We start from the raw sequence: 22,170 nt of genomic DNA on the forward strand, positions 1-22,170 counted from the left end.
TATCTATAAAATAATGCTTTTCAGCTGTGACACGTTTTGAGATAAAACGCTGTGTTTGCCTAAATAATCAAGCAATGAGCTAATTAAAAAGGTTCTCGGTTGGTCCTTTGACAGTTCTTGACTCAGCAGTTCAAACGCAGAGAGGAGATCGTCCTTTTCTTCTCCGTTTGATAGTGTGTGAAGCTCTTGTTTCATCTTTGTTAAGTACGAGATGACAAGCTTTTCTTCATCATATTCTTCCTGTGTGGAAAGCAAATAAGAGTCCATCAGCTGATCTGTTAGCACAGGCTCAATGGAGCAAGGCTTTATTGATACACGGTCCATCACACCGATGATCATTTCGGCGGCATTTTCTAATTGGATGTTCTTGTGCTCAATCGCCAACATCAAGATGAATTCTCTCATTAATCCGTTGAGGACAATCACAAGATCCCACACATAAGGCGCAACAGATTCACCATATGTGCTTAAAATGATGTCTCTGTGTCGCTGCATGATAATGGAGCGTGTCTCACGTAAATGCTTAATGACGATGGGCGAATGCTGTGAAAAAGCTTCAAAGGACAGCATATTCAAAAATTTATGATTCTCTTTAAACTCTTCAAGCTCAAGCTTAATCTTTTTTGTGAATTTTTCCTTTTTGGACAGCGTCGTTTCGGAATGAATGATCTGAGAAATCTCTCTCATTTTGCGCTGATTGTATTTAATCAGTTCCAATAGAAGAGCTTCCTTTGAATCAAACAGTTTATAAATTGACGCTTTTGATATTTTACAGGCATCAGCAATTGACTGCATAGAGACACTCATATAGCCTTTTTGAGAAAATAATTTCTTCGATACCCGCAAAATCTCTTCTTGCTTTTCGTTCATCTTCATAAGTCCTTTCCGAATCGGCAAAACCATATGGTCACAATGGAAACCGAGTGGTCACTTTTGCTATGATAACAAAACCAATGGCACATGACAAGAAAATGAACTTAAAAAAATACCTATCTGATGACAGGTATTTTATCCTTCCGCATGTGCGGCATATATGTGGATTTGTCCGTTACGTTCGGCGATTAAAAGGTCTTCTCGCTCCTTGACAGAGTAAATAGGTGTTCCTTTTTTCAACCGAGAAGCTGTTCCATGTTCAAAATGTGTGGTAGCTGTTCTCTGAATGACACCTACTTGCTGATGTTTTGTTACATTTAATGATTTTGTCCAATCTATGTTTGTTTCATAGATCGTTTCTTCCCATTGAAATAAATCTGCCTGTGGATCGAGAGCTAATAACTCTTCTGCACTAGGTGGTTTTGACTCAAATTGCTGAACAGATTGGCAGGCGCATAAGCTCGTTGTCAATAAGAGCATGAATAAGCAAGTCCATATTGTACGTGTCAAATAAGGTTCTTCCCTTCAAAATAGTGTCTATGAGTCATAGTCGTTTCCAAAGGTTGTCGCGTTACAATGTCATAGGCGAGTAACGAGATTGTATGTTAGAACAAAATACGATACATTTATCGTATGAATAATCCAAATCATCCAACCCAAGAAAACATGAGACTCATTTCTGTGCTGCAAGCATTGGCTGACCCTGTTCGGCTGGAGATTGTCCGCTGCTTAGCAGAAGCGGGTGAGAGAACATGCGGTACATATCATATGAACATTGCCAAGTCCACACTGTCGCATCACTTTAAAGTACTAAGAGAAGCAGGCATCGTGAAAGTGAGAATTGACGGTAAGCACCGTTACTACTCTCTCAGAAAGGACGACATTGATACCGCTTTTCCAGGCCTCTTGTCATCCGTATTAGCTGTAGACAAGGGGCGGTGGTAAGAGAATTTTGCATCAATAAATGACAAATCCCCAAGGCATTGTAACCTTGGGGATTTGTGATGCGTCTCGTGTAAAAGGGAATTAGGCCATTGAATGATCCATAGACAGATGGATAATCTCATAAGTGTGAATTTGCTTCTCTATATTCACTGGCAATGAGTCTAGAAAAGAATATTTGACGCATTTCCATTTATCGGGGTTATATACGATGACTTCACCCTTATTGTCGTTAAAATGGGAAAAGAGTTGAGCGATATCTAGGTTTTCCAGACAATCAGTAGGATGAATCGTCACATACTCTTCAAGAACGAATGTGCTACGATGAAAATCATCTGTTAAACGAACGGAATACGTGATGCCAATATTGATTTGTTTCCAGCCAAAAGAACGTAAAATCTGATCAAATGACCCCTTAAACACAAAATCCGTCATGCCCTCAGATTGTTTCCAAATATACAATGGGCAATAGCCATTGTGTAAACTCCTATGTTTGTCTTTTTCAGTGATCAAATAAGCTTTAAATAATAAATCCTGATATCCATCTGTTTTCCATCCATTGTTTCGTACTCTTTTTCTAATGATATTCATATCATAATCCGCAGGCAGATCCACATGATATTGCATGGCATGCATAGAAACACTCCCTTTCAATAGCCATCATAATCGACTTCAAACCAGTTGAATAATACATATTTGTGTTATTGTTATCACAAAAAGTGATAGGTGATCATGATGAATATAAATGATTTGATTATTTTTATAGAGGTGTATCAAAAAGAATCGATTAACCAAGCGGCTAAAGCTTTAGGGTATGCGCAATCCAATATTTCTCAAAGAATCAAAGCGCTTGAAACTTTATATGATGCAACATTTTTTATCCGGCATCATCATGGAATCAGTTCAACAGGACAGGGGGATTTATTTTATCAATACGCTCAAAAAATCGTAAAAGAAACGAAGGCCATTCAACAAAAATTGACTTCAAAGAAAAAGACCGTTTTATGCTCTGAGCTTCTATTTACCGTTTTATACGAGCAGCATGTTTTAGAGGATATTCAAGCCACTGATTTTATCATTGCTTCATCAAGTACGATCAACAAAAAATTAACAGAGGATGTGTATGATCAAATTATTTCTTTTAATCAAATGGAAAAAGCGGAATATCAATTAAAAGAGGTAAAGAGCTTGGCATTGAACGTATATGGAAAATCTAAAGAGATATACGATGATGATATTTCATTGGTCGTGAATCGTGATCAGCTTTGCCCATTAAGACATGAGGCCAGACGTATGCTGGGTGATCGAACCCTATTTGAGTTAGATTCGTTTGAAGGAATGATCAAAATCGTTGAACAGGGAGATGGTATTGCGTTACTTCCAACCAACTTAAAAAGCCTTCAAACACTCGTGAAATTGCTAGAAAAAAATATTCACATCAACTATTACGTTTATGAAAGAATGTGATCGTAACACTCCTCTATGGGGATAGTCCCGTCAAAGGAGTGCCACGATTCATCTACATGAGCTGTTTCATTTCCCATAAATCGAGTCATACAGGCGTTTCACCGCTGGCTTAATATCCTCTGGCCGCATGTGCGAGAAACCGAGGACGAGCGGGACAAAACCTTCTTTGTGACCAGGCACATGCTCATCAAGGGTAAAACGGTCCATCCCGTACATTTTCAGCTTTCTTTCTTTCGCTCGCTGTAAAATCTCATGTTGCGTACGATCTGAGCGGAATTCTGCGATAAAATGAAGCCCTGCATTTTCCCCGATAATCCGTACGTTGTCACGAAAGACAGTGTCGAGCTCTCCAATGAGCTGTTTTCGTTTTTCCTCATATAGCCCATTCATTCTTTTAATATGCCGCTGATAGGCGCCATCTTTTATAAAATAAAGAAGGGTGTATTGTGTAAAAAGGTTGGCTGTTTGGATGAAAAAGTGCTGTTCTTCCTTATAGCGTCTTAATAAATGCTGCGGTAGCACCATGTAGCTGATCCTCAAGCCGGGCAGCAATGATTTCGAAAAGGTCCCCATATAAATGACTTTGTCATAGCGGTCAAGGCTCTGCAGCGCCGGTATGCTGTCTGTGCCGTACTTAAATTCACTGTCATAATCGTCCTCAATGATATAGCGGTCTGGCTGATCAGCCGCCCAGTTTAACAGCTGTATCCGCCGGGAAATCGGCATGATCACCCCTGTTGGGAACTGATGAGAAGGCGTAATGATCAAGACATTTGGCTCTTTCTTCTGAATATCGCTCATCCGCACCCCTTTTCGATCAATGCCAATCGTTTCAATCCGGTGATGATTGTTTTTCAGCATTTGATACAGTCTGCGATAGCCGGGGTTTTCTAATCCATATATTTGATCAGCTGGAAGGATGCTAGATAATGAATGAATGAGTGACTGTGTACCCGCACTTAAAATGAGCTGTTCAGGGTAGCATTTGACCCCTCGTGCAAGTCCAATCAGCCGGGCAATCGTTTCCCTCAGCTCATAGACGCCTTGTGGGTGCGGCAGCTCACCAAAGGCTTCTTGGTGGAGACTGATCGCCTTTTGTTCACTTTTCAGCCAGCTTTTAAAAGGAAAATTGGCTGTATCAACAGAAATATGTGAAAAGGAATACCAGTCATCTCGCTCAATCGGATTTTCCTTTAAATCTGCTGGAAGGGAAGAGGGTTTCAGTTGACCTGATTCATGAAATGTTTCCAGTGATTCCACAAAAAAGCCTTTCCGTTCAACTGAATATAAATATCCCTCGGCAAGCAGCTGCTGATAGGCGCCATTCACTGAATTGACGCTGACGTTTAAAGTATCTGCTAACTCTCGTTTAGACGGTAATTGATCGTGTGGTTGCAGGTTGCGGTTTAAAATTTCCTCTTTAATTTTCGTGTAAATTTGATGATAAATAAACCCGTTTTCCCCTGTTTGATCTAGTTGAATTGTCAGCATCTCGTCATTCCATCCTCTCTGGTACCATGAAAAAAATGATATTGGTACTTTCTATCATACCAAAAAATATTCAGAATAATAAAAAAGACATAAAGGGGATGGATGACAATGAGTCAAACGACAACAAACCGTTTTTCAACAGAGGAATGGCAGGGGAAAAGAGATCAATACGTCGCAAGAGGCGTAAGTAATGGCAACCGTCATCTTGCAGCGAAAGGGAAGGGAGCCGAGCTTTTCGATATTGATGGCAATCGTTTTATCGATTTTGCAGGCGCCATCGGTACATTAAATGTAGGACACTCCCATCCAAAGGTTGTGGAAGCAGTCAAAGCACAGGCAGACAGCCTGATTCACCCAGGATTTAATGTCATGATGTACGAATCCTATATCGAATTGGCAGAAAAACTATGCCACCTCACACCAGGCGACCACGACAAAAAAGCCATTTTCTTAAATTCAGGTGCAGAAGCAGTTGAAAACGCAGTGAAAATTGCCCGTAAATATACGAAAAGACAAGCGGTTGTCTCTTTTACAAGAGGGTTCCACGGAAGAACGAATATGACGATGAGCATGACAAGCAAGGTCAAGCCTTATAAATTTGGATTCGGCCCATTTGCGTCAGAGGTGTATCAAGCGCCGTATCCTTATTACTATCAAAAACCTGAAGGATTAAGCGATGCAGCTTACGACGAATACATCATTGATCAGTTCAATCAATTCTTTGTCGCAACCGTTGCACCAGAAACAGTCGCTTGTGTGGTGATGGAGCCAGTCCAAGGGGAGGGCGGATTCATTGTACCATCGAAGCGTTTTGTCCAGCATGTCGCTTCATTCTGTCAGCAACATGGAATCGTATTCGTGGCAGATGAGATCCAAACAGGATTCGCTAGAACAGGGAAATACTTTGCGATTGAGCACTTCGATGTGGTGCCAGACTTAATCACTGTGTCAAAATCACTTGCAGCTGGCCTGCCGCTGAGCGGTGTTGTTGGCAGAAAAGAATTGCTGGATGCAGCGGACCCAGGGGAGCTAGGAGGGACGTATGCTGGCAGTCCATTAGGCTGTGTGGCAGCTTTGGCTGTACTTGATATTATTGAAACAGAACAACTGAATGAACGATCTGAACACATTGGACAAGTCATTGAGGACAAAGCGAATGAGTGGAGAAGTAAGTACTCATTCATCGGGGAAGTCCGGCGATTAGGGGCAATGGCGGCCATTGAAATTGTGGAAGATCAAACAACGCGTACACCAGATAAGAAGACAGCCGCAGCGATTGCAGCCTATGCAAACAAGCACGGACTACTCTTATTAACGGCAGGGATCAATGGGAATATTATTCGCTTTTTAACACCACTTGTCATCACAGATGAGCTGCTGCAAGAAGGACTAGGGATTATCGAAGACGCCTTCACAGCACGCTAAACAACAAAGGGGGATGGTTGTATGCAAAAACAACAAATGGCTAAAACCATGTCGCAGTCAGACGTACTGTTTTTATCCATTGGTGCAATGCTTGGCTGGGGTTGGGTTGTACTTTCGGGAGATTGGATTTTAACAGCTGGATTTTTAGGAAGTGTGATTGCCTTTGTCGTAGGGGGCATTCTCGTCATCTTTATTGGACTAACGTATGCAGAGCTTTCCTCTGCGATTCCAGAAACAGGCGGAGGACTCGTCTTTGTCCAGCGGGCATTTGGGATCAAATCAGCGTTTGTCTCCGCATGGGGCGTATTGTTCGGTTATGTGTCCGTGATTACGTTTGAAGCGGTCGCACTTCCGACAGTCATTGACTATGTCATTCCAACACAGCATGTTGGTTTCCTATGGAATATAGGAGGATGGGATGTTTACTTTACATGGGTGTTGATTGGATCTGGCGGTGCGCTGTTTTTAACAGCTCTGAACTACATTGGCGCAAAGCCTGCTGCCATTTTTCAATCGGTGTTCACAGTGGCCATTATTCTGACAGGTTTTCTTCTATTAGGCGGAGCTACATTTAATGGAGATTTTGCAAACCTTGAGCCGATGTTTCAAGGCGGGGTTGGCGGTCTGATGGCTGTGTTAGTGATGATTCCCTTTTTATTCGTTGGGTTTGATGTCATCCCACAGGTAGCGGCGGAGATTAACGCACCGAAGAAAATCATCGGGAGAATTTTGATTATCTCCATTGTGAGTGTGGTTGTATTTTATCTGCTCATTGTCTTTGGAGTAGCGGCAGGGTTGTCAAAAGGTCAGCTTGAGGCTTCATCACTGGCAACAGCAGATGCCATGGTACAGCTTCTTGGTCATCAGGCGTTTGGGACTGTGCTTGTCATTGGTGGTGTAGCAGGCATTGTGACGAGCTGGAATGCATTTATCATTGGTGCAAGCCGTATCCTCTATGCAATGGCGGAAAGAGGCATGATTTCCAAATGGTTTGCGTATATTCATCCGAAGTATAAAACACCGACAAATGCCATTTTGTTCTTAGGTGCATTGGCCTTTTTTGCACCATTACTAGGCCGACCTGCCCTCGTGTGGATTGTCAATGCAGGGGGTGTGGGCATCATCGTTGGGTATTTGATTGTGTCCATTGCCTTTATGAGACTTCGCAAGACAGAACCTGAGCTTGAGCGACCATACCGCATTAAATATTGGCGGACGACCGGCGTTTTAGCCATTGGACTTAGTTTCCTTTTTCTTTCATTTTATTTTCCAGGGATGCCGGCCTCCTTATCATGGCCAGCTGAATGGATTTTGCTTTTAGGTTGGGCACTCATTGGGTATATACTATATGTAATGAATCCAAGAACGAAGGAGAAGGTAGAGCATGACAAACGAACTCAAAGTGTATAATCCTGCAACCGGAGAAGAAATTGCCTCAGTTGCTCAGCATACAAAAGAACAGATTGAAGATGCGATCACTCGCTCACACAAAGCATTCAAAACATGGGCAAAAACGTCAGCCCATGAACGTGCAAATATCATTCGCAAGTGGTTTGATCTCATGATCGAGCATAAAGAAAGGCTTGCAAAAATCATCACAGAAGAAAACGGGAAGCCGTATCAAGAAGCATTAGGGGAAATCGTCTATGCCGCTGGATATATTGAATGGTACGCAGAGGAAGCAAAGCGGATTTACGGCAGAACGATCCCGTCTCATACGACAAACAAACGCCTATTTGTCACAAAACAGCCAGTCGGTCCTGTTGCCGCCATTACACCATGGAATTTCCCTGCGGCGATGATTACAAGAAAGGCAGCACCAGCGCTTGCGGCGGGCTGTACGTTTATCGTGAAACCTGCTGAAGACACGCCACTTACGGCCATTGAGCTTGTCAAATTAGGCCATGAAGCCGGAATTCCAGAGGATGCCTTGCAATGGGTGATTGGAGATGGAAAAGAAGTGGGGGAAATCTTCACAGATAGTCCATTGATCCGCAAGATCACGTTTACTGGCTCAACACCAGTTGGAAAACATCTCATCAAAAACAGTGCGAGCACAGTGAAACACGTTTCTATGGAACTTGGCGGTCATGCCCCGCTGATCGTAGATAAGGACGCCAACCTTAAATTGGCTGTGAAACAAGCAGTGGCATCTAAATTCCGTAATGCAGGCCAGACGTGTGTTTGTGCCAATCGCTTAATCGTCCATGAAGAAATTCATGAAGCATTTGCGCAAAGCTTCAGCAAAGAAGTAGAAAAGCTGAAAGTAGGAAATGGGTTTGAGGAAGGAACGTCCATCGGACCGATTATCAATAAGCGAGGCTTCGATAAAATTGTCGACCAAATTCAAGATGCCGTGGATAAAGGGGCGAAAGTTCTTGTCGGCGGCGATACACATTTTGACGATGAGAAGTCGTATTATTTTGTTCAGCCGACGGTGCTAACTCATGTCGACCCTTCAATGAACATTATGCATGAAGAGACGTTTGGTCCAGTTGCACCAATTACGACATTTAGCACATTAGATGAAGCCATTGAATTAGCAAATAATACAGCTTTTGGACTTGCGGCTTATTTCTTTACAGAGAATTACCGCAATGGTCTCTATATATCTGAGAATCTAGATTATGGGATTATTGGCTGGAATGACGGCGGACCATCCGCTGTGCAGGCACCTTTCGGCGGTATGAAAGAGAGCGGTATTGGTCGTGAAGGCGGCATCGAAGGCATCGAGCCTTATTTAGAAACGAAGTATGTGTCAATTGGTTTAGACGAATAACATGTGAAAAAGACTGTCCGGGAAGCCTCGGTAGTCTCAGCGTGTAGGCAAACCCTCGCATTCTTTGTCAGTCCTGCGTGCTGGTGCTCACGAATGTCAAATTCGCTCCGCGCCAGTACTCGTCCTTCCTAGACTGCAAAGGTTTTCTATCACGCTGAAAAGGAAGACAAAGGGCTAAAATCAAGTTCATTTTAGCCCTTTATCAACAATCTGTGACTGTCCGGGAAGCCTCGGCAGTCTTTTTTATGTTAAACAGCCGGTGGGAAAAGTTGATCCACCGTTTCTTTTGTTTCTTTGAGAATCTCGTGGATGTCGTCTGCAGATGCTTGTTCCATGCTGCTGAATAAGAGCCGTTCGACAGGCTGAACGCCGATCAGATCGAAGGCGGCTGTATCTGTCGTCATGTGATGGCTGGGGGTGATGATCATATTTGAATCAAGAAAGGTCCTCGGTGCATCATGCGTATTAATAATGACCCCTTTTTTGTCTCGAAGCAGATTTTTCACCACTCCGTTTTCATTGATCTCATACGCAAACCCCTCTGAAAAAACGCGCTCTACATAACCCTTTAGCATCGCCGGCAAGCCTGTCCACCATATTGGAAAGATAAACGTGAGGACATCAGCTTGTTGAATCAGCTTCTGCTCTCTTTGAACCGGTACCGGCACATGTCCGTTTCTCATGGCAACCTTTTCTGCTGTTGTCAGCTCTGGCGGAAAGCCAATGGCATACACATCACGAACTGTCACATCATGACCATTGTTCAAAAGAGTGCTTACAACAAGATCTAATAGGGTTTGATTTAAGCTTTGCTGGGGATGAGCAAATATGATTAGATGGTTCATATCATAGCCTCCTAGGTGGTCATGTGTCTCATTATGGCATGCACGAGTATCCTATTCAATCCTATATTGGAAATGATAGGTTGGGAAAATAAAAAGCGACCGCTTGAAAAAACGATCGCTCATGTAAGGTTTATTTCTTTCTAAAAGTAAGTCCAAGTGCAATCAATGCCAAAACTAAGGCTGCAATGGACAGACCAAGAACAAGTGGTGAAGAAGAAGAAGAGGCTGTTTCAGATGCCTTTTCTTCTTTTGGTTTTTCTTGACCATGTGAATCCGTTACGGTATTAGACGCAACAATGTTTGTGATCGAATGAGGCTTATCAGCGTCCTTGTCGCCAGTCCATTCAACTACTGTTCCATCCTTATAATATTGATACGCATCCCATGCCGCTTCGCCAGCTTTTTCAGGGTTTTTTGCGACAAACACGAATTGCTGGAACTGTCCAGCAAGGACACCATCGCCAGTTGCTTCCCAAGTGACTCTTGTGACTTTTCCGTTTTTCTCTTCAGTTGTTGTTTTCCAGCCAGGCACTGGCTCGTATTGCTGGAATTCTACGCCTTTAGGCATCGTGATGACAACCTTTGTTGTCGGACTGTCGCTTTCAGAAGGTACTTTTAACGTATAGGTTTCCCAAGCATTCGTTGCAGATGTATCAGGTTTGACTGTCACGTGTGCACTTACAGGAATCGCCAGTAAAAATGAAGCGAGAAGCATTGGTAATAAAGCTTTAACGTATTTTTTCATATGATATGAACTCCTTTTAGTTTCTTCTAATGAATGTCGTATCGATGTTGTCAAAAGAACCAGTTAATGCATGAATCTCAATTTTCCAAGTGCCTTTTTCATTTAGTAAGAGGTTTTCAGCCGAGAAGTGTCCATTCTTTAATCGTTTCAGCTGAAATTCGTTTGGCGTTTCATCACCGAACAAGGAGACTTTGTGGATCTTAGCTGTCACTGATTGAATGTCTGTGATCGTTTGTCCATCCTTCTTCGTAAATGCCACCTCGAACGTGTTTTTACCTGGAGCATTCGGGGTAATGCTCAAAGACACAAGGTCACGATGCTCCACCTGATTGGCTCCAAAGAATGGCTCTGGTGCAGGCGGCGGAGGGCTTGGGATATTGGTGAATACGGCTGTTAATAGTAAAATAGCGATCCCAATGATCCACTCTGCTCGTAAAGATACGTTTCGTTTCTGCTTCTTTTCCCATCTCAGCATCAAATAATGGACGAGCCCAAGTAGACCCATGATGATAAATAAACCAAGTTTGATTAAGAAGGTGCGTCCATAGGCTGATTGGAAAAGGGCATCAAATGATTGCAGGATAAAAATCGCATTCACAAACCCAGAAAACACAATCAGTCCAACTGAGAGCAGTGCCCACGGATGAAAAGCTGTCAGGGTGCTGCGTATGAGCGGCTGATCTTCATTCGGCAGTTTCTTCATCAAAAGAAGGACAATGGCTGTTAAGCCGCCGACCCAAATAGATGCAGAAATGAGATGAATGAAGTCAAGTGACGTTGTCAGTATTTTATTATCTGTTGCGGCTGGATGACCGATTTGTGCTTTTAGCCATAGGAGCACAGTGAAAATGAGCAGTGGAAACAGCCATACCCGGAAGGAAGTGAAGTTTCCTTTTTTCATCGCCACAATCGTCCAGATCGACAGTAGAACAAATGACGCCATTAGCATCATCCACAGACTCCCGCCCGAAGTCGACGCAATGGTTTCTTGTAAAAGTGATGGTTGAAATGCCCCTAAAAAGGACACGTCTGCCGCTGACTTAGTTTGAATCGGCAGCTGGAACATGAGTGCTCCGCCCATCATGATCAATGAAACAGTTAAGAGTCGCTTCATTCGCCGAGCTAAAACGTCGGTTATGGCCGCTTTAAACCATAGAAGCCCAAATAAAATGGTTCCAAGAAATAAGCTAAATGACGTATACAGAAAGGCTTTGTCAATGGTTGAAGCCATATCGATGGATTCACTTGATTGTCCTTGATCTAATTGATCAAATCCTCCATCCGCTTTTCCGATACTAAACGGAATCATGCCAGACACAGAGTGCCCATCGGCTGATACCGCATTCCACTGAATGGTGTAAATTCCTTTTGGTAAATTCTTTTTTAAAGCTGCTTCCATGATCTTTTGCTCTTTGATGACCGTATCTCCTTGATCCACACGATCCCCTTTTGCATTGAACACCTTAATGGCATGAAATCCACTTTCGATCCCTTCACTAAAGGTGATCGAGACTGCAGGAGGCTGCTGATCCAGCTCTTCATTTGCTACTGGATTTGAGCTCACCACATATGCATGAGCAAATGCCTCTTTTGGAATGAAAAAGGAGAACATGAAGATGAGCAGCAGAAGCCACTTACGATATTTCAACAATGTGAATAACCGCCTTTCTACCTATGAAAATGTCTCATGTATCAGAAAGAAAGCGGCAGTAAACTGTGAGTCACAGAAAAAACCGCTCTTTCTATTGTACCGCCCACTCTAAAAGGTAAACGAAACAAATAGTAAGATGGTTCACTTTTTCTGTGTCATGTCTTGTCTGCGCAGACGTTTCTTGAATGTTTGATCAATATAAGCCTATTCGATTTAAGTAGAGGAAACAAGAAGTGACCATTTGAAAGTTGTGAAATTCCAATGAATTTTGCGCCAAAACAACAGTAAATTCAACTTTTACCCCGCTATCATCTATGGTATGCCGAGAAGTGTCACATCATTTTTCAATTTTGTCACACACTAAGTGACAAAGTGACATTTAGTTTCAATTGAAGGGAAAGTGAAAGCGTTTTACGATAGGTATAAGGGCTTCACTGACTCTTGTTCTTATATCTTTTGACCTATAAAGCCCGAAATAAAGGGAGAGAAGAAAGGGGTTTTCACAGATGCAGGAAAAAAGCGGATTCCGCGTGAAAGTACAGCGCTTTGGAAGCTATTTAAGCGGCATGATTATGCCGAATATTGGTGCATTTATTGCATGGGGACTCATTACAGCTTTGTTCATTCCAAGTGGTTATCTTCCGAATGAGCAATTAGCTACACTCGTTGGACCGATGATTAACTACTTACTGCCGCTCTTAATTGGTTACACAGGTGGTAAACTCGTCTATGACCATCGAGGCGGAGTGCTCGGTGCTACGGCTACGATTGGGGTCATTGTTGGCTCAGACATTCCAATGTTTTTAGGTGCCATGATCATGGGGCCGCTGGGCGGTTATCTTATTAAGAAAATCGACCAGCTGTTCAAAGACCGAATCAAATCTGGCTTTGAAATGCTTGTGAATAACTTTACGGCAGGTATCCTCGGTGCCATTCTTGTTGCCATTGCATTCTATGCTATCGGCCCAGTGGTACTAGGACTGAATAAAGCCCTTGCGGCAGGGGTAGATATCATTGTCAATGCTCATTTACTACCGCTGGCAAGTATCTTCATTGAACCTGCAAAAGTATTATTCTTAAACAACGCGATTAACCAAGGTATTTTAGGGCCGTTAGGGGTCGAGCAAGCAGCGAAGACAGGGCAATCTGTTCTGTTCTTGCTTGAAACAAACCCAGGGCCAGGCTTAGGTGTTCTTCTTGCGTATATGTTCTTTGGAAGAGGAAATGCGAAACAGTCTGCACCAGGTGCCATTGTCATTCAGTTCTTAGGAGGAATCCATGAAATTTACTTCCCGTACATCTTAATGAAACCAAAACTTATTTTGGCTGTCATTGCAGGGGGAGCAAGTGGTGTCCTGACGTTCACATTATTAAATGCAGGATTAAAAGCTGTGCCGTCACCAGGAAGTATTATTGCGCTTATGCTGATGTCTCCAAAAGGCGGTCACCTTGCCGTTTTAGCAGGTGTTGTCGTAGCAGCTATCGTATCGTTCCTTGTCGCATCGGTCATTTTGAAAGCATCTAAAGAAGTTGACGAAGATTTAACAGCAGCAACAGAAAAGATGCAGGACATGAAAGGCAAGAAAAGTGCAGCAGCTGCTGCTCTTACGGCACAAAAAGAAGACACTCAAGCAAACGAGCAAGCAGCATCTCCAAGTGACGTCAATCCAGATGAAGTGAATAAAATCATCTTTGCCTGCGATGCAGGGATGGGTTCAAGTGCAATGGGTGCGTCCATTCTGAAAAACAAAGTGAAAAAGGCAGAGCTTGATATCGATGTGACAAACACGTCGATCAGCAACATCCCAGACGATGCGGATGTGGTCTTTACTCATAAAGATTTAACAGACAGAGCCAAGGCAAAGCTGCCAGGCGCTGTGCATATCTCAGTGGATAATTTCTTAAACAGCCCGAAATATGATGAGCTGATTGAGAAATTGAAAAAATAACATGACGAAACGGGTTGAGTCCAATTTTTCCTAATTGAACTCCCCGTTTTGGTTGTTTTCCTGATTTTTATTCTAAAAAAGGTGTGTGATCATGTATGAAACAAGTACTTTCTAAAGACAATATTTTTCTAAACGAACAAGCAGGTTCTAAAGAAGAAGCCATCAAAAAAGCAGGCGAAGTCCTCGTAGCAAACGGCTACGTCACAAGTGATTATGTCGACAAAATGTTTGAAAGAGAAGAGATCTCTTCTACATTTATGGGGAACGGCATTGCAATCCCTCATGGAACAGAGGATGCGAAAGCGGCAGTCCTTCATTCAGGGATTTCGATTATCCAAATTCCAGATGGTGTTGAATATGGTGAAGGAAATGTGGCGAAAGTCGTCTTTGGAATCGCTGGGAAAAACAACGAGCATCTTGACATTCTGTCTCAAATTGCGATTGTCTGTTCAGAAGAAGAAAATGTAGAACGTATCATTCATGCAAAGGATCAGGATGAACTGATCGCCATCTTTAACGAGGTGAACTAACATGTTGGCACTTCATTTTGGAGCAGGGAATATTGGCAGAGGGTTTATCGGATCTTTGTTAAAGGCATCAGGCTTTGAACTTGTCTTTACCGATGTGAATGAAGCGGTCATCAATGAGCTGAATGAAAGAGGAGAATATACGGTTGAACTCGCAGCACCAGGGCAGAAGCAAGAAATCGTCGGGCCCGTATCAGCGATCAATTCTTCGCAAAATCCAGCAGCATTAACAGAGGCGGTTGCCACAGCCAATTTGATTACAACAGCTGTTGGGCCAGCCGTATTGAAGATCATTGCCTCATCGATTGCTGAAGGATTAAAACAAAAAGAGCCTGACCATATCATCAACATCGTGGCATGTGAAAATATGATTGGGGGAAGTGCTCATTTAAAAGAAGCGGTGTTCTCTCATTTAACAGCAGATGAGCAAGCAGCGATATCACAAACCGTGGGCTTTCCAAATGCTGCGGTTGATCGCATTGTTCCGATTCAGCACCATGAGGACATTCTCAAAGTGTCGGTTGAACCATTTTTCGAGTGGGTCATTGATGAGACGGGCTTTATTGGAGATGTTCCGCAAATTGACGGAGCGATCTTTGTCCAAGATTTGACGCCGTATATTGAACGGAAGCTCTTCACCGTCAATACAGGACATGCACTAGCGGCTTATGTCGGGTATCAGCAAGGCGTAAAAACCATTAAAGAAGCTGTTGATACACCAGACATTCGTCAAGTGGTCGAAGGTGCCCTTCATGAAACGGGCAGTTATTTAATTGACGCGTATGGCTTCCGAAAAGAAGAACATGATGCGTACATTCAAAAAATCATCAAGCGATTTGAGAATGCTTTTATCTCCGATGAAGTGACTCGTGTCGCACGCTCTCCTCTTAGAAAGCTGGGAGCAGATGACCGTTTAATCGGTCCAGCGAAAAAGATCAAGCAGCCAGTGTACTTAATCAAAGGGATCGCTGCCGCTTTGGCTTACGACTTTGCAGAAGACGAAGAAGCGGTCCGCTTGCAGGCATTAAGGAAAGAAAAAGGCATTGAAGGTGTGCTTCAAGAGGTATGTGGACTCAAACCTGAAGACGATCTCTATCAAGCTATCCTCAAAGAAACCGAGCTTTAATCAAAAAATCCCTTTCTAACGTGAAAGGGATTTTCAGCGTATAGACAAACCCCCGCATTCGGTGTCAGTCCTGTGTGTCGGTGCTCACGAATCTCTCATTCGCTCCGCTCCGATACTCGTCCTTCCTAGACTGCAAAGGTTTTCTATCACGCTGAAATGAAGACAAAGGGCTAAAATCAATTTTAGCCCTTTGTCAACAATCTGAGATCCCTTTCTCTAACGTGAAAGGGATTTTTTCTATGACTTTTTTAATACTTTCCCCTGCATGACGATATATGTAGTAAGGGGGAATTAGAACATGAAAAAGAAAGCGTTTGCTTCAAGGAGTGTCTTTTTTCAATTGATGTCAGCCATTATCGTTATTACAATTTTAACAGGCGGACTTGTAGGAACAACGGGGTATTTTTTAGCGAAAAATGTCTTAATTGATGCAGGGAAAGCAGATTTAAAACACATCGTAAATGGAGCGATGGCCACTCTTGAACAATTGAACGACCGTGTGGAGAACAAAGAACTGACGCTTGAACAGGCGCAGGAACAAGCCCGTATTTACTTGAGCGGGCCTAAAAATGACAACGGCAAAGGGTACCAATTTCAAAAATCAGATTTTATCTATAAAAATAAAGGCTACCTTGTCGCATATGGAGCCGATTATTCATCACAGGTTCATCCGGTTAACGACATCGGCGTCATCCCAGATAACACGACAAATCGTCAAAAAATGGTCGCTGGCGCCACAGCAAAAGGCGAGGATGCACACTATATCACCTATATGGATAAAGACGATGCCACAGGGGAAGAAAAGCAAAAACTCGCTTATATGAACCAGTTTACACCGTGGAATTGGAGTATAGGAATCGCCGTATTTCAGGATGAATTTTATAAAGAACTAGAGCAGATGAAGCTTTATATTATTCTCATTACAGCAGGTGTCGCTCTTTTAAGTATGGGTGTCTTTTATTTGGCAGCCCGAGGTAAAGTGAGACTGCTCAAGCAAGTCACGGCTGCTTCAAAAGAAATTGCGGCGGGCAATATTGAACGCACCAGCTTAAAAGAAACCTCGGATGAAATTGGACAGCTAGCAAAAGGCTTTAATCATATGTCAGGAGAGCTCAGAGCACTTGTGAGCGGTTTGCAGGAAACGAGCAGCCAGCTCGTCGAATCTGCGACAGATCTATCCGCCATCTCTGAAGAAACATCCGCCAGCAGTGAAGAAATTGGCCGAGCAATTGGAGATATCTCAACTGGGACCCTTCATCAGGCATCAGACCTTGAGGGAGCCAATCAACAAATGACTCAGTTCAATCAATCCATTGAAAACGTCAAAGAACAAAGCGACCAAATCAAACGAATTTCAGACCAGTCGAACCAATCTTCCCAGCAGGGTCAGCAAATTGTCCAGCAATTAAAACAATCAAATGAGCAATCCATTCAGGCATCTCAAGGCATTCGATCAGGGATTGAGCAGTTAAGTACAAAAGTACAAGATATTTCTCAAATCACAGATACCATTGAAAGCATTTCAAATGAAACGAACTTACTGGCCCTGAATGCGAGCATTGAAGCAGCTCGTGCAGGAGAGCATGGCAAAGGATTCTCGGTTGTGGCGAGTGAAGTGCGGAATTTAGCTGAACAGACAAAGCAATCAGCTGTTCAAATCCAGCAGATGATTCAAGGCATTAAAGAAGAAACGACGTCTACAGCTGGCATGATGTCCAAAACAATGGATCGTTTTGCCGAGCTTGATGAAGCGGTTCACGCAACAGAACAAGAATTCAATTCCATCTCTACATCGATTTCACAAACCATCGTTGAAACGAATGCGATGGCAAAAGAGCTGAACACATTACTGGAACAAAACGACCTCATCACAAAAGCGATGCATGGTGCAGCGCATATTTCTCAAGAAAATGCTGCAGCGATTGAAGAAATCACTGCATCTACAGACGAACAAGTCACCGCCATCTCCAATGTGGCGAAGGCAGCAGAAAGGCTCAATGAGCTAAGCATGCGATTGAATCAAGATATTGCACGTTATCGTTTATAAGGTATGGTCAAACGGACGTCGAAAAGTCGATGTCCGTTTTTTTATTTAGACGACTTTCCGTATTGCCCGTCGCTTTTGATTTGTTTGGTACGTTCGATAGGCTTTCCAAGCATTGGCACATAAAAGCCCTGTGAGTAAGTAAGATAAGCTGTTAAATAAATAGAAGTCCACACATGAAACGACAGCACACAGGATACCAAAGATGATTTGATCACGATTCTTTGCGGGTGAAGTAGGTGGATCAGTCAACATAAAGAACGCAAGAAACAAGACAGCATTCAAGTAGGGCGTCATAAAAGCAGATGAAGCATCCGTTAAGCCAATGAACCCCAATATGAGGTGAATAAGGCCGTATGCGGCTAGAAAGGCGAAAACTTGCGGGAACTTTTGTACGCGGCTTGTCACCAAATAACCGCCGACCATCACAAGGATTATGGTCCACCAAGGTAGAAGAGACATACCGCCCCACCAGCTTTGATTGGAAGAAAATAAAATGACTGAGAGCCATAAACCAAATGCGGCTGGATTCAAAATTGGTTTCTTTTGATAAGTGATGACATGCTTAGATAAAATGGCCGCTGTGGCTGTGAAAACAGATACAGCAAAAGAAGTGGCAGGACTTAGAACAATGCCAATAATCAGCCCTGTGAGTAGAGCTCCATCAGGGAATGTGTGTTTATTGTTTTTCAAAATCACTCTTGAAATAAAAACGTCAAGAATCAGTGCTGTCCCAATGCTAGTGGCAACTGTAGTGAGACCACTAAGAAATCCAGTGTGCAGACCCCCGGCGGCTAGAAGAATCAAAAGAATGGCGATGGCATACCGTTTCGGCGTCCGAATGTAAGTTTTTAGTGAAGGCGATGATTTCAACAGTGTTTGGTCTGTGGTTGATGCTGGCTGTAATTCCATGAGTGAACCTCCTTCATCTCCGGTGTTAGGGTCATATCAGCATCTTGATCCACCATTACGGCAGGTATTTCATGTTCGGCTAAAAATGAATAACCCTCTTCTCGACCTAATAAAAAAGCAGCTGTGGATAGACTATCGGCGAGCATACCGAGTGGTGCAATGACGGTACAGCTTAACAAACTTTGTTCAGACTGTTTCGTTTGAGGGAGAATCAAATGGTGCGTATGAGGATCATAACGGCTGATCCGTTCATAGCTTCCAGAGGTACAAATCGCACAATTTGTGGTTTGAATGACCGAGATGTTGGTCTGTTTGTGAATGGGATGCCGAATCCCAATTGTCCACTCTTCTTGTTGTTCGTTAAATCCAGATACCAACACATCTCCGCCAGCATTCATCATAAAGCCCTCCCATGCTTCAAGTTCTTTTGCTGCAAGATCGCACGCGAACCCCTTTGCAATAGAACCAAAATCCAAGATAAGCGGTTTGTTCAAATAAATCGTCCGATTCATCTCGTTTAACTGGACGTCACGGTAATGAACAGCTGTATGTGGTACGTCATCTGATGAAAAAGTTTGTCCTGTCGTGTACAACCGATTGAATCCTTTTTGTTCCATGACTTTCCCGATGGTTGGATCATACTTTCCATTTGTTAATTCAGCTAACTCTAACGCATAGGCTGTTAAATCGAAAAGCATTTCACTGACTAATACCTCTTGCTTTGAACGATTGGCTAACTTCATGACTTCAGAATCAGAGCGGAAACGGCTAAAACGATGCTCGATATCGTAAAAAATGGAAAAGGCACGGTTGATGTCTTCTAAAACAGCTCGTCGATCTTCTTCAAAGGCAACCACTTGAATATTGATAACAGTTCCCATAGCCAGCATGGATTTTTGATAAGTTATCAGTTTTTGTTGTCCTAACCATTTCATCATAGTGTCTCCTCTCTATGCCTTTGCCTGCTCTAAAGCCTGAGCAACGGCTGTTTCAAAATCCTGAGTACTTAATGTTGCACCGCTCACCGTATCTACATCAGCACTTTGTCTGATAACCACTTCATTGGGTAATGATGAAATGGAGCTTTGCCCGTATCTAGTGTTATCACTCGTAATCTCGACAGAAGTGATATTTCCTTGTTTGATGGTAACAGATACACTAATAGAGCCAATCTCATTTGATCCAGTACCAGAAAAAGTACCATCCTTGAGTTCAGTTTCTGAAGTGGTATCTTCTGTTTGAGTGGCGGTAGTATCTGATGTGAGAGATGTATCGTTTGAAGAAGCGTCTGCTTGTGTATTTGATTGTGCTGTCTGAACGGCTTGCGCATGATGGGTAGTTGCATAACCAGTGATGTATAAGCTGCTGATAGCTGCGGTGCAAAGACTAATCATTTTCTTATTTATTTTTGCCATGATGTATCCTACCTCCTATTACGATCTACTATATAGAAGAAATTTGAACAAACCATGAACAAGAAAAGAACGATTTTAGATAATAGGCAATAAGAATCAAGATATTGCACGTTATCGTTTATCATTTATTTTTGACTGTGGTTCATTTATCAGGTAGGATGAAATGAATCTAAACCTTGCTCACGCAATCAAAAAGGAGTGTTTCGTCCATGAAAAAGAAAATATTGATGTTCTTACCTTGTGGCTACGGATACTCCACTGCTGTTTTCTTTTAGGATAGACAAAAATTGGTGAAGTCTGTCTACAGGAAGAAAAACACGCAGAAAAACCATAGTGAGTGAGGGATTTACATGGAGAAAATCACGAGAAAAAATCCAGAAAGTATGCCGAAACCCGTTGGCAACTACAGTCATATCACAAGGGTGCCAAAGGGTGCGGGGTTATTTGTGACATCAGGTCAAGTAGGGACAGGAGCGGATGGACAGATCCCATCAAGCTTAAACGACCAAGTCACCAATACGTTTGAAAATATAAAGAGAATCCTTGCATCAGAAGGATTGAATGAAGAACACGTCATCAAAGTCAATATTTGGGCAACAGAAGAAATTGATTGGGATCATCTATATCCACAGTGGGATGCAATCTTCAAAACGGCATATCCATCAATGACCGTTGCCTATGTGACGGCATTAGGGTGGCCAGAGCTGAAAATCGAAATAGAGCTATGGTGTGCGGATATTTAATCAAAAAAAGAACAGTGCAAACTGTTCTTTCAGCGTGTAGACAAACCCTCGCATTCGCCCGCAGTCCTGCGTGCTGGTGCTCACGAATGTCAAATTCGCTCCGCGCCAGTACTTGTCCTTCCTAGGGATGCAAAGGTTTTCTATCACGCTGAAAAGAAGACAAAGGGCTAAAATAAAGAATCATTTTAGCCCTTTGTCAACAATCTGAAAGAACAGTGCAAACTGTTCTTTTTTTGATGAGTATTTATGAAACAACTTGGAATCGCTTTGTAATGAATGCACCGAGAAATGCACAGGCTGTGTAGATGATGACCCAAATGAGAAAGGTTTTATTTCCATCAATAGAGGTGAACATTAGAATCACACTCGCTACCAGCACAATCAATGTAGGAAACCAAATGTTCTTTAAAAACAATGTGCCGAAAATGCCAATCAGCACAGAGATCATAGGTAAACCAAATATAACGAATAAGACAAAAACAGCCATGTTGATCACTCCTTTGAACCAAATCAACTATTTACATAAAAACATATAATAGTGCAGCACCCATATGCGGAAGGGCAAAGATGATGAAAAGAAACGCCGTATCAAGACGAAACATCCGGTGTTCTTTTGTTTCAGAGTGATAGGCCGCTCGTGCCTCGTCCCCGTTGGTCCATGCACCCATAAGAAATCCAGACACGACGAATGCAATAATAGAGATTCCACCACTGACAAACCCAATCCATTCATGGTGCTGTAATATGAGCGCCGCACTGCAAATCACCAGCATGGAGCAAACACCAACAAAAAAAGCATGTTTCTTTCTCATTACGCTTCACTCCTTCGGACAGCTATTAGGAGACCGCATCACATATTTCAATGAAATGTCCATCAGGATCAGACACATAACTGACCGTTTGTCCCCACGGCTTCTTAGCAGGTTCCTTGATGACAGGTACCCCTTTTTCCTTCAAGGACGCAATGGTTTCATTCACATCATCCACAACAAAGCCAATCTCAAACGTTTGTGATGAGCTGACTGCCTCTGGAACAGGCAGCCCAAGTGCCTCTTTCACATCTTGGCGTGAATTAATCGATAGGGTGACTTCTCCTGTATCAAACTCAACATAGGATTCAACCCTCAATTTAATCGGCAAACCGAGGATATGATGGTAGAACTGAATACTTGCCTCAACATCGTTTACATATAGAATGGTATATTTCATTTTCATATGGAAAGCTCCTTTCTTCAT

At 42.7% G+C, this 22,170-nt stretch carries 23 protein-coding genes; 10 read left to right on the top strand and 13 right to left on the bottom strand.

Features of this window, described 5'->3' with window-relative positions:
• Positions 1-3 precede the first annotated feature (3 nt).
• Both FXF70_RS17115 and FXF70_RS17120 read right to left on the bottom strand, forming a co-directional pair.
• Complete coding sequence (locus tag FXF70_RS17115; RefSeq protein ID WP_224559208.1) at positions 4-870, bottom strand: TetR/AcrR family transcriptional regulator; 867 nt, start codon at positions 868-870, stop codon at positions 4-6.
• Between the two features lie 138 nt (positions 871-1,008).
• The gene (locus tag FXF70_RS17120) at positions 1,009-1,383 is read right to left on the bottom strand and encodes a hypothetical protein (RefSeq protein WP_148780820.1); all 375 of its coding nucleotides are present in this window, start codon (positions 1,381-1,383) and stop codon (positions 1,009-1,011) included.
• A gap of 123 nt (positions 1,384-1,506) precedes the next feature.
• Between FXF70_RS17120 and FXF70_RS17125 the strand changes: the two genes are divergently transcribed.
• Positions 1,507-1,818, top strand: a complete 312-nt coding sequence (locus FXF70_RS17125) for an ArsR/SmtB family transcription factor (RefSeq protein WP_148780821.1) — start codon at positions 1,507-1,509, stop codon at positions 1,816-1,818.
• An 81-nt stretch (positions 1,819-1,899) separates the two neighbouring features.
• Here FXF70_RS17125 and FXF70_RS17130 read toward each other — a convergent pair whose 3' ends face one another.
• On the bottom strand, positions 1,900-2,451 hold the full coding sequence (locus tag FXF70_RS17130; RefSeq protein ID WP_148780822.1) for a DUF4865 family protein: 552 nt from the start codon (positions 2,449-2,451) through the stop codon (positions 1,900-1,902).
• A 99-nt stretch (positions 2,452-2,550) separates the two neighbouring features.
• Here FXF70_RS17130 and FXF70_RS17135 point away from each other — a divergent pair, with 99 nt between their 5' ends.
• Positions 2,551-3,282 carry a LysR family transcriptional regulator gene (locus FXF70_RS17135; RefSeq protein WP_144679608.1) on the top strand — a complete coding sequence of 244 codons (732 nt, stop codon included), beginning with the start codon at positions 2,551-2,553 and terminating at the stop codon, positions 3,280-3,282.
• A gap of 66 nt (positions 3,283-3,348) precedes the next feature.
• Here FXF70_RS17135 and gabR read toward each other — a convergent pair whose 3' ends face one another.
• Entirely contained in the window at positions 3,349-4,773 is a 1,425-nt protein-coding gene (gabR, locus tag FXF70_RS17140) for a MocR-like transcriptional regulator GabR (protein WP_148780823.1), read from the bottom strand.
• A 108-nt stretch (positions 4,774-4,881) separates the two neighbouring features.
• On the opposite strand from gabR, the gene gabT reads away from it, so the two are divergent.
• Genes gabT through FXF70_RS17155 form a run of 3 tightly spaced genes read left to right on the top strand, consistent with a single transcriptional unit; the run spans position 4,882 to position 8,977 of the window.
• The gene (gene gabT, locus FXF70_RS17145; protein ID WP_017358513.1) at positions 4,882-6,198 is read left to right on the top strand and encodes a 4-aminobutyrate--2-oxoglutarate transaminase; all 1,317 of its coding nucleotides are present in this window, start codon (positions 4,882-4,884) and stop codon (positions 6,196-6,198) included.
• A gap of 21 nt (positions 6,199-6,219) precedes the next feature.
• Positions 6,220-7,608: an APC family permease gene (locus FXF70_RS17150; protein WP_148780824.1), complete on the top strand. Its 1,389-nt coding sequence runs from the start codon at positions 6,220-6,222 to the stop codon at positions 7,606-7,608.
• Entirely contained in the window at positions 7,583-8,977 is a 1,395-nt protein-coding gene (locus FXF70_RS17155; RefSeq protein WP_148780825.1) for an NAD-dependent succinate-semialdehyde dehydrogenase, read from the top strand. The genes FXF70_RS17150 and FXF70_RS17155 overlap by 26 nt, the downstream gene beginning before the upstream one ends.
• Before the next feature lie 248 nt (positions 8,978-9,225).
• Here FXF70_RS17155 and FXF70_RS17160 read toward each other — a convergent pair whose 3' ends face one another.
• The 3 genes from FXF70_RS17160 to FXF70_RS17170 form a co-directional block, all read right to left on the bottom strand.
• Complete coding sequence (locus FXF70_RS17160) at positions 9,226-9,822, bottom strand: NAD(P)H-dependent oxidoreductase (protein WP_148780826.1); 597 nt, start codon at positions 9,820-9,822, stop codon at positions 9,226-9,228.
• A 130-nt stretch (positions 9,823-9,952) separates the two neighbouring features.
• Positions 9,953-10,567 (bottom strand): YcnI family copper-binding membrane protein, encoded by a 615-nt coding sequence (locus FXF70_RS17165; protein WP_148780827.1) that lies wholly within the window; start codon positions 10,565-10,567, stop codon positions 9,953-9,955.
• Positions 10,568-10,583: 16 nt separating this feature from the next.
• Positions 10,584-12,218, bottom strand: coding sequence for a copper resistance CopC/CopD family protein (locus FXF70_RS17170; RefSeq protein WP_148780828.1), 1,635 nt, complete (start codon positions 12,216-12,218; stop codon positions 10,584-10,586).
• Positions 12,219-12,724: 506 nt separating this feature from the next.
• Here FXF70_RS17170 and FXF70_RS17175 point away from each other — a divergent pair.
• From FXF70_RS17175 to FXF70_RS17190, 4 genes are all read left to right on the top strand, one after another.
• Positions 12,725-14,167 (top strand): PTS mannitol transporter subunit IIBC, encoded by a 1,443-nt coding sequence (locus tag FXF70_RS17175; RefSeq protein ID WP_148780829.1) that lies wholly within the window; start codon positions 12,725-12,727, stop codon positions 14,165-14,167.
• 95 nt (positions 14,168-14,262) lie between these two features.
• Entirely contained in the window at positions 14,263-14,697 is a 435-nt protein-coding gene (locus FXF70_RS17180) for a PTS mannitol transporter subunit IIA (RefSeq protein ID WP_019743148.1), read from the top strand.
• A 1-nt stretch (position 14,698) separates the two neighbouring features.
• Complete coding sequence (locus FXF70_RS17185) at positions 14,699-15,820, top strand: mannitol-1-phosphate 5-dehydrogenase (protein ID WP_148780830.1); 1,122 nt, start codon at positions 14,699-14,701, stop codon at positions 15,818-15,820.
• A gap of 298 nt (positions 15,821-16,118) precedes the next feature.
• Positions 16,119-17,867 (top strand): methyl-accepting chemotaxis protein, encoded by a 1,749-nt coding sequence (locus tag FXF70_RS17190; RefSeq protein WP_148780831.1) that lies wholly within the window; start codon positions 16,119-16,121, stop codon positions 17,865-17,867.
• 45 nt (positions 17,868-17,912) lie between these two features.
• Here the strand turns inward: FXF70_RS17190 and FXF70_RS17195 are convergent, their stop codons facing one another.
• The 3 genes from FXF70_RS17195 to FXF70_RS17205 are packed head-to-tail and all read right to left on the bottom strand — an operon-like array spanning position 17,913 to position 20,191.
• Positions 17,913-18,776 (bottom strand): RnfABCDGE type electron transport complex subunit D, encoded by an 864-nt coding sequence (locus FXF70_RS17195; protein WP_148780832.1) that lies wholly within the window; start codon positions 18,774-18,776, stop codon positions 17,913-17,915.
• On the bottom strand, positions 18,734-19,711 hold the full coding sequence (locus tag FXF70_RS17200) for an FAD:protein FMN transferase (protein ID WP_148780833.1): 978 nt from the start codon (positions 19,709-19,711) through the stop codon (positions 18,734-18,736). Before FXF70_RS17200 ends, FXF70_RS17195 begins: the two co-directional genes overlap by 43 nt.
• A 15-nt stretch (positions 19,712-19,726) precedes the next feature.
• The gene (locus tag FXF70_RS17205; RefSeq protein ID WP_007498114.1) at positions 19,727-20,191 is read right to left on the bottom strand and encodes an FMN-binding protein; all 465 of its coding nucleotides are present in this window, start codon (positions 20,189-20,191) and stop codon (positions 19,727-19,729) included.
• A 350-nt stretch (positions 20,192-20,541) separates the two neighbouring features.
• Between FXF70_RS17205 and FXF70_RS17210 the strand changes: the two genes are divergently transcribed.
• Positions 20,542-20,934 carry a RidA family protein gene (locus FXF70_RS17210; RefSeq protein WP_007498112.1) on the top strand — a complete coding sequence of 131 codons (393 nt, stop codon included), beginning with the start codon at positions 20,542-20,544 and terminating at the stop codon, positions 20,932-20,934.
• A gap of 244 nt (positions 20,935-21,178) precedes the next feature.
• Here the strand turns inward: FXF70_RS17210 and FXF70_RS17220 are convergent, their stop codons facing one another.
• The 3 genes from FXF70_RS17220 to FXF70_RS17230 are packed head-to-tail and all read right to left on the bottom strand — an operon-like array spanning position 21,179 to position 22,149.
• Positions 21,179-21,421 (bottom strand): DUF2651 family protein, encoded by a 243-nt coding sequence (locus tag FXF70_RS17220; RefSeq protein ID WP_148780834.1) that lies wholly within the window; start codon positions 21,419-21,421, stop codon positions 21,179-21,181.
• A gap of 31 nt (positions 21,422-21,452) precedes the next feature.
• Complete coding sequence (locus tag FXF70_RS17225) at positions 21,453-21,746, bottom strand: DUF5316 family protein (RefSeq protein ID WP_019743141.1); 294 nt, start codon at positions 21,744-21,746, stop codon at positions 21,453-21,455.
• A gap of 25 nt (positions 21,747-21,771) precedes the next feature.
• The gene (locus tag FXF70_RS17230) at positions 21,772-22,149 is read right to left on the bottom strand and encodes a VOC family protein (protein WP_113747478.1); all 378 of its coding nucleotides are present in this window, start codon (positions 22,147-22,149) and stop codon (positions 21,772-21,774) included.
• Positions 22,150-22,170 lie beyond the last annotated feature (21 nt).

It is taken from the genome of Bacillus sp. Y3 (assembly GCF_008123875.1).
GTDB classification, from domain to species: Bacteria; Bacillota; Bacilli; order Bacillales; family Bacillaceae; genus Bacillus; species Bacillus altitudinis.

Bases quoted from the DNA above. Each gene is read 5' to 3' on its own strand.
- FXF70_RS17115 (WP_224559208.1), bottom strand. From the start codon at position 870: ATGAACGAAAAGCAAGAAGAGATTTTGCGGGTATCGAAGAAATTATTT.
- FXF70_RS17125 (WP_148780821.1), top strand. From the start codon at position 1,507: ATGAATAATCCAAATCATCCAACCCAAGAAAACATGAGACTCATTTCT.
- FXF70_RS17130 (WP_148780822.1), bottom strand. From the start codon at position 2,451: ATGCATGCCATGCAATATCATGTGGATCTGCCTGCGGATTATGATATG.
- FXF70_RS17135 (WP_144679608.1), top strand. From the start codon at position 2,551: ATGAATATAAATGATTTGATTATTTTTATAGAGGTGTATCAAAAAGAA.
- gabR (WP_148780823.1), bottom strand. From the start codon at position 4,773: ATGCTGACAATTCAACTAGATCAAACAGGGGAAAACGGGTTTATTTAT.
- gabT (WP_017358513.1), top strand. From the start codon at position 4,882: ATGAGTCAAACGACAACAAACCGTTTTTCAACAGAGGAATGGCAGGGG.
- FXF70_RS17150 (WP_148780824.1), top strand. From the start codon at position 6,220: ATGCAAAAACAACAAATGGCTAAAACCATGTCGCAGTCAGACGTACTG.
- FXF70_RS17155 (WP_148780825.1), top strand. From the start codon at position 7,583: ATGACAAACGAACTCAAAGTGTATAATCCTGCAACCGGAGAAGAAATT.
- FXF70_RS17160 (WP_148780826.1), bottom strand. From the start codon at position 9,822: ATGAACCATCTAATCATATTTGCTCATCCCCAGCAAAGCTTAAATCAA.
- FXF70_RS17165 (WP_148780827.1), bottom strand. From the start codon at position 10,567: ATGAAAAAATACGTTAAAGCTTTATTACCAATGCTTCTCGCTTCATTT.
- FXF70_RS17175 (WP_148780829.1), top strand. From the start codon at position 12,725: ATGCAGGAAAAAAGCGGATTCCGCGTGAAAGTACAGCGCTTTGGAAGC.
- FXF70_RS17180 (WP_019743148.1), top strand. From the start codon at position 14,263: ATGAAACAAGTACTTTCTAAAGACAATATTTTTCTAAACGAACAAGCA.
- FXF70_RS17185 (WP_148780830.1), top strand. From the start codon at position 14,699: ATGTTGGCACTTCATTTTGGAGCAGGGAATATTGGCAGAGGGTTTATC.
- FXF70_RS17190 (WP_148780831.1), top strand. From the start codon at position 16,119: ATGAAAAAGAAAGCGTTTGCTTCAAGGAGTGTCTTTTTTCAATTGATG.
- FXF70_RS17195 (WP_148780832.1), bottom strand. From the start codon at position 18,776: ATGGAATTACAGCCAGCATCAACCACAGACCAAACACTGTTGAAATCA.
- FXF70_RS17200 (WP_148780833.1), bottom strand. From the start codon at position 19,711: ATGAAATGGTTAGGACAACAAAAACTGATAACTTATCAAAAATCCATG.
- FXF70_RS17205 (WP_007498114.1), bottom strand. From the start codon at position 20,191: ATGGCAAAAATAAATAAGAAAATGATTAGTCTTTGCACCGCAGCTATC.
- FXF70_RS17210 (WP_007498112.1), top strand. From the start codon at position 20,542: ATGGAGAAAATCACGAGAAAAAATCCAGAAAGTATGCCGAAACCCGTT.
- FXF70_RS17220 (WP_148780834.1), bottom strand. From the start codon at position 21,421: ATGGCTGTTTTTGTCTTATTCGTTATATTTGGTTTACCTATGATCTCT.
- FXF70_RS17225 (WP_019743141.1), bottom strand. From the start codon at position 21,746: ATGAGAAAGAAACATGCTTTTTTTGTTGGTGTTTGCTCCATGCTGGTG.
- FXF70_RS17230 (WP_113747478.1), bottom strand. From the start codon at position 22,149: ATGAAAATGAAATATACCATTCTATATGTAAACGATGTTGAGGCAAGT.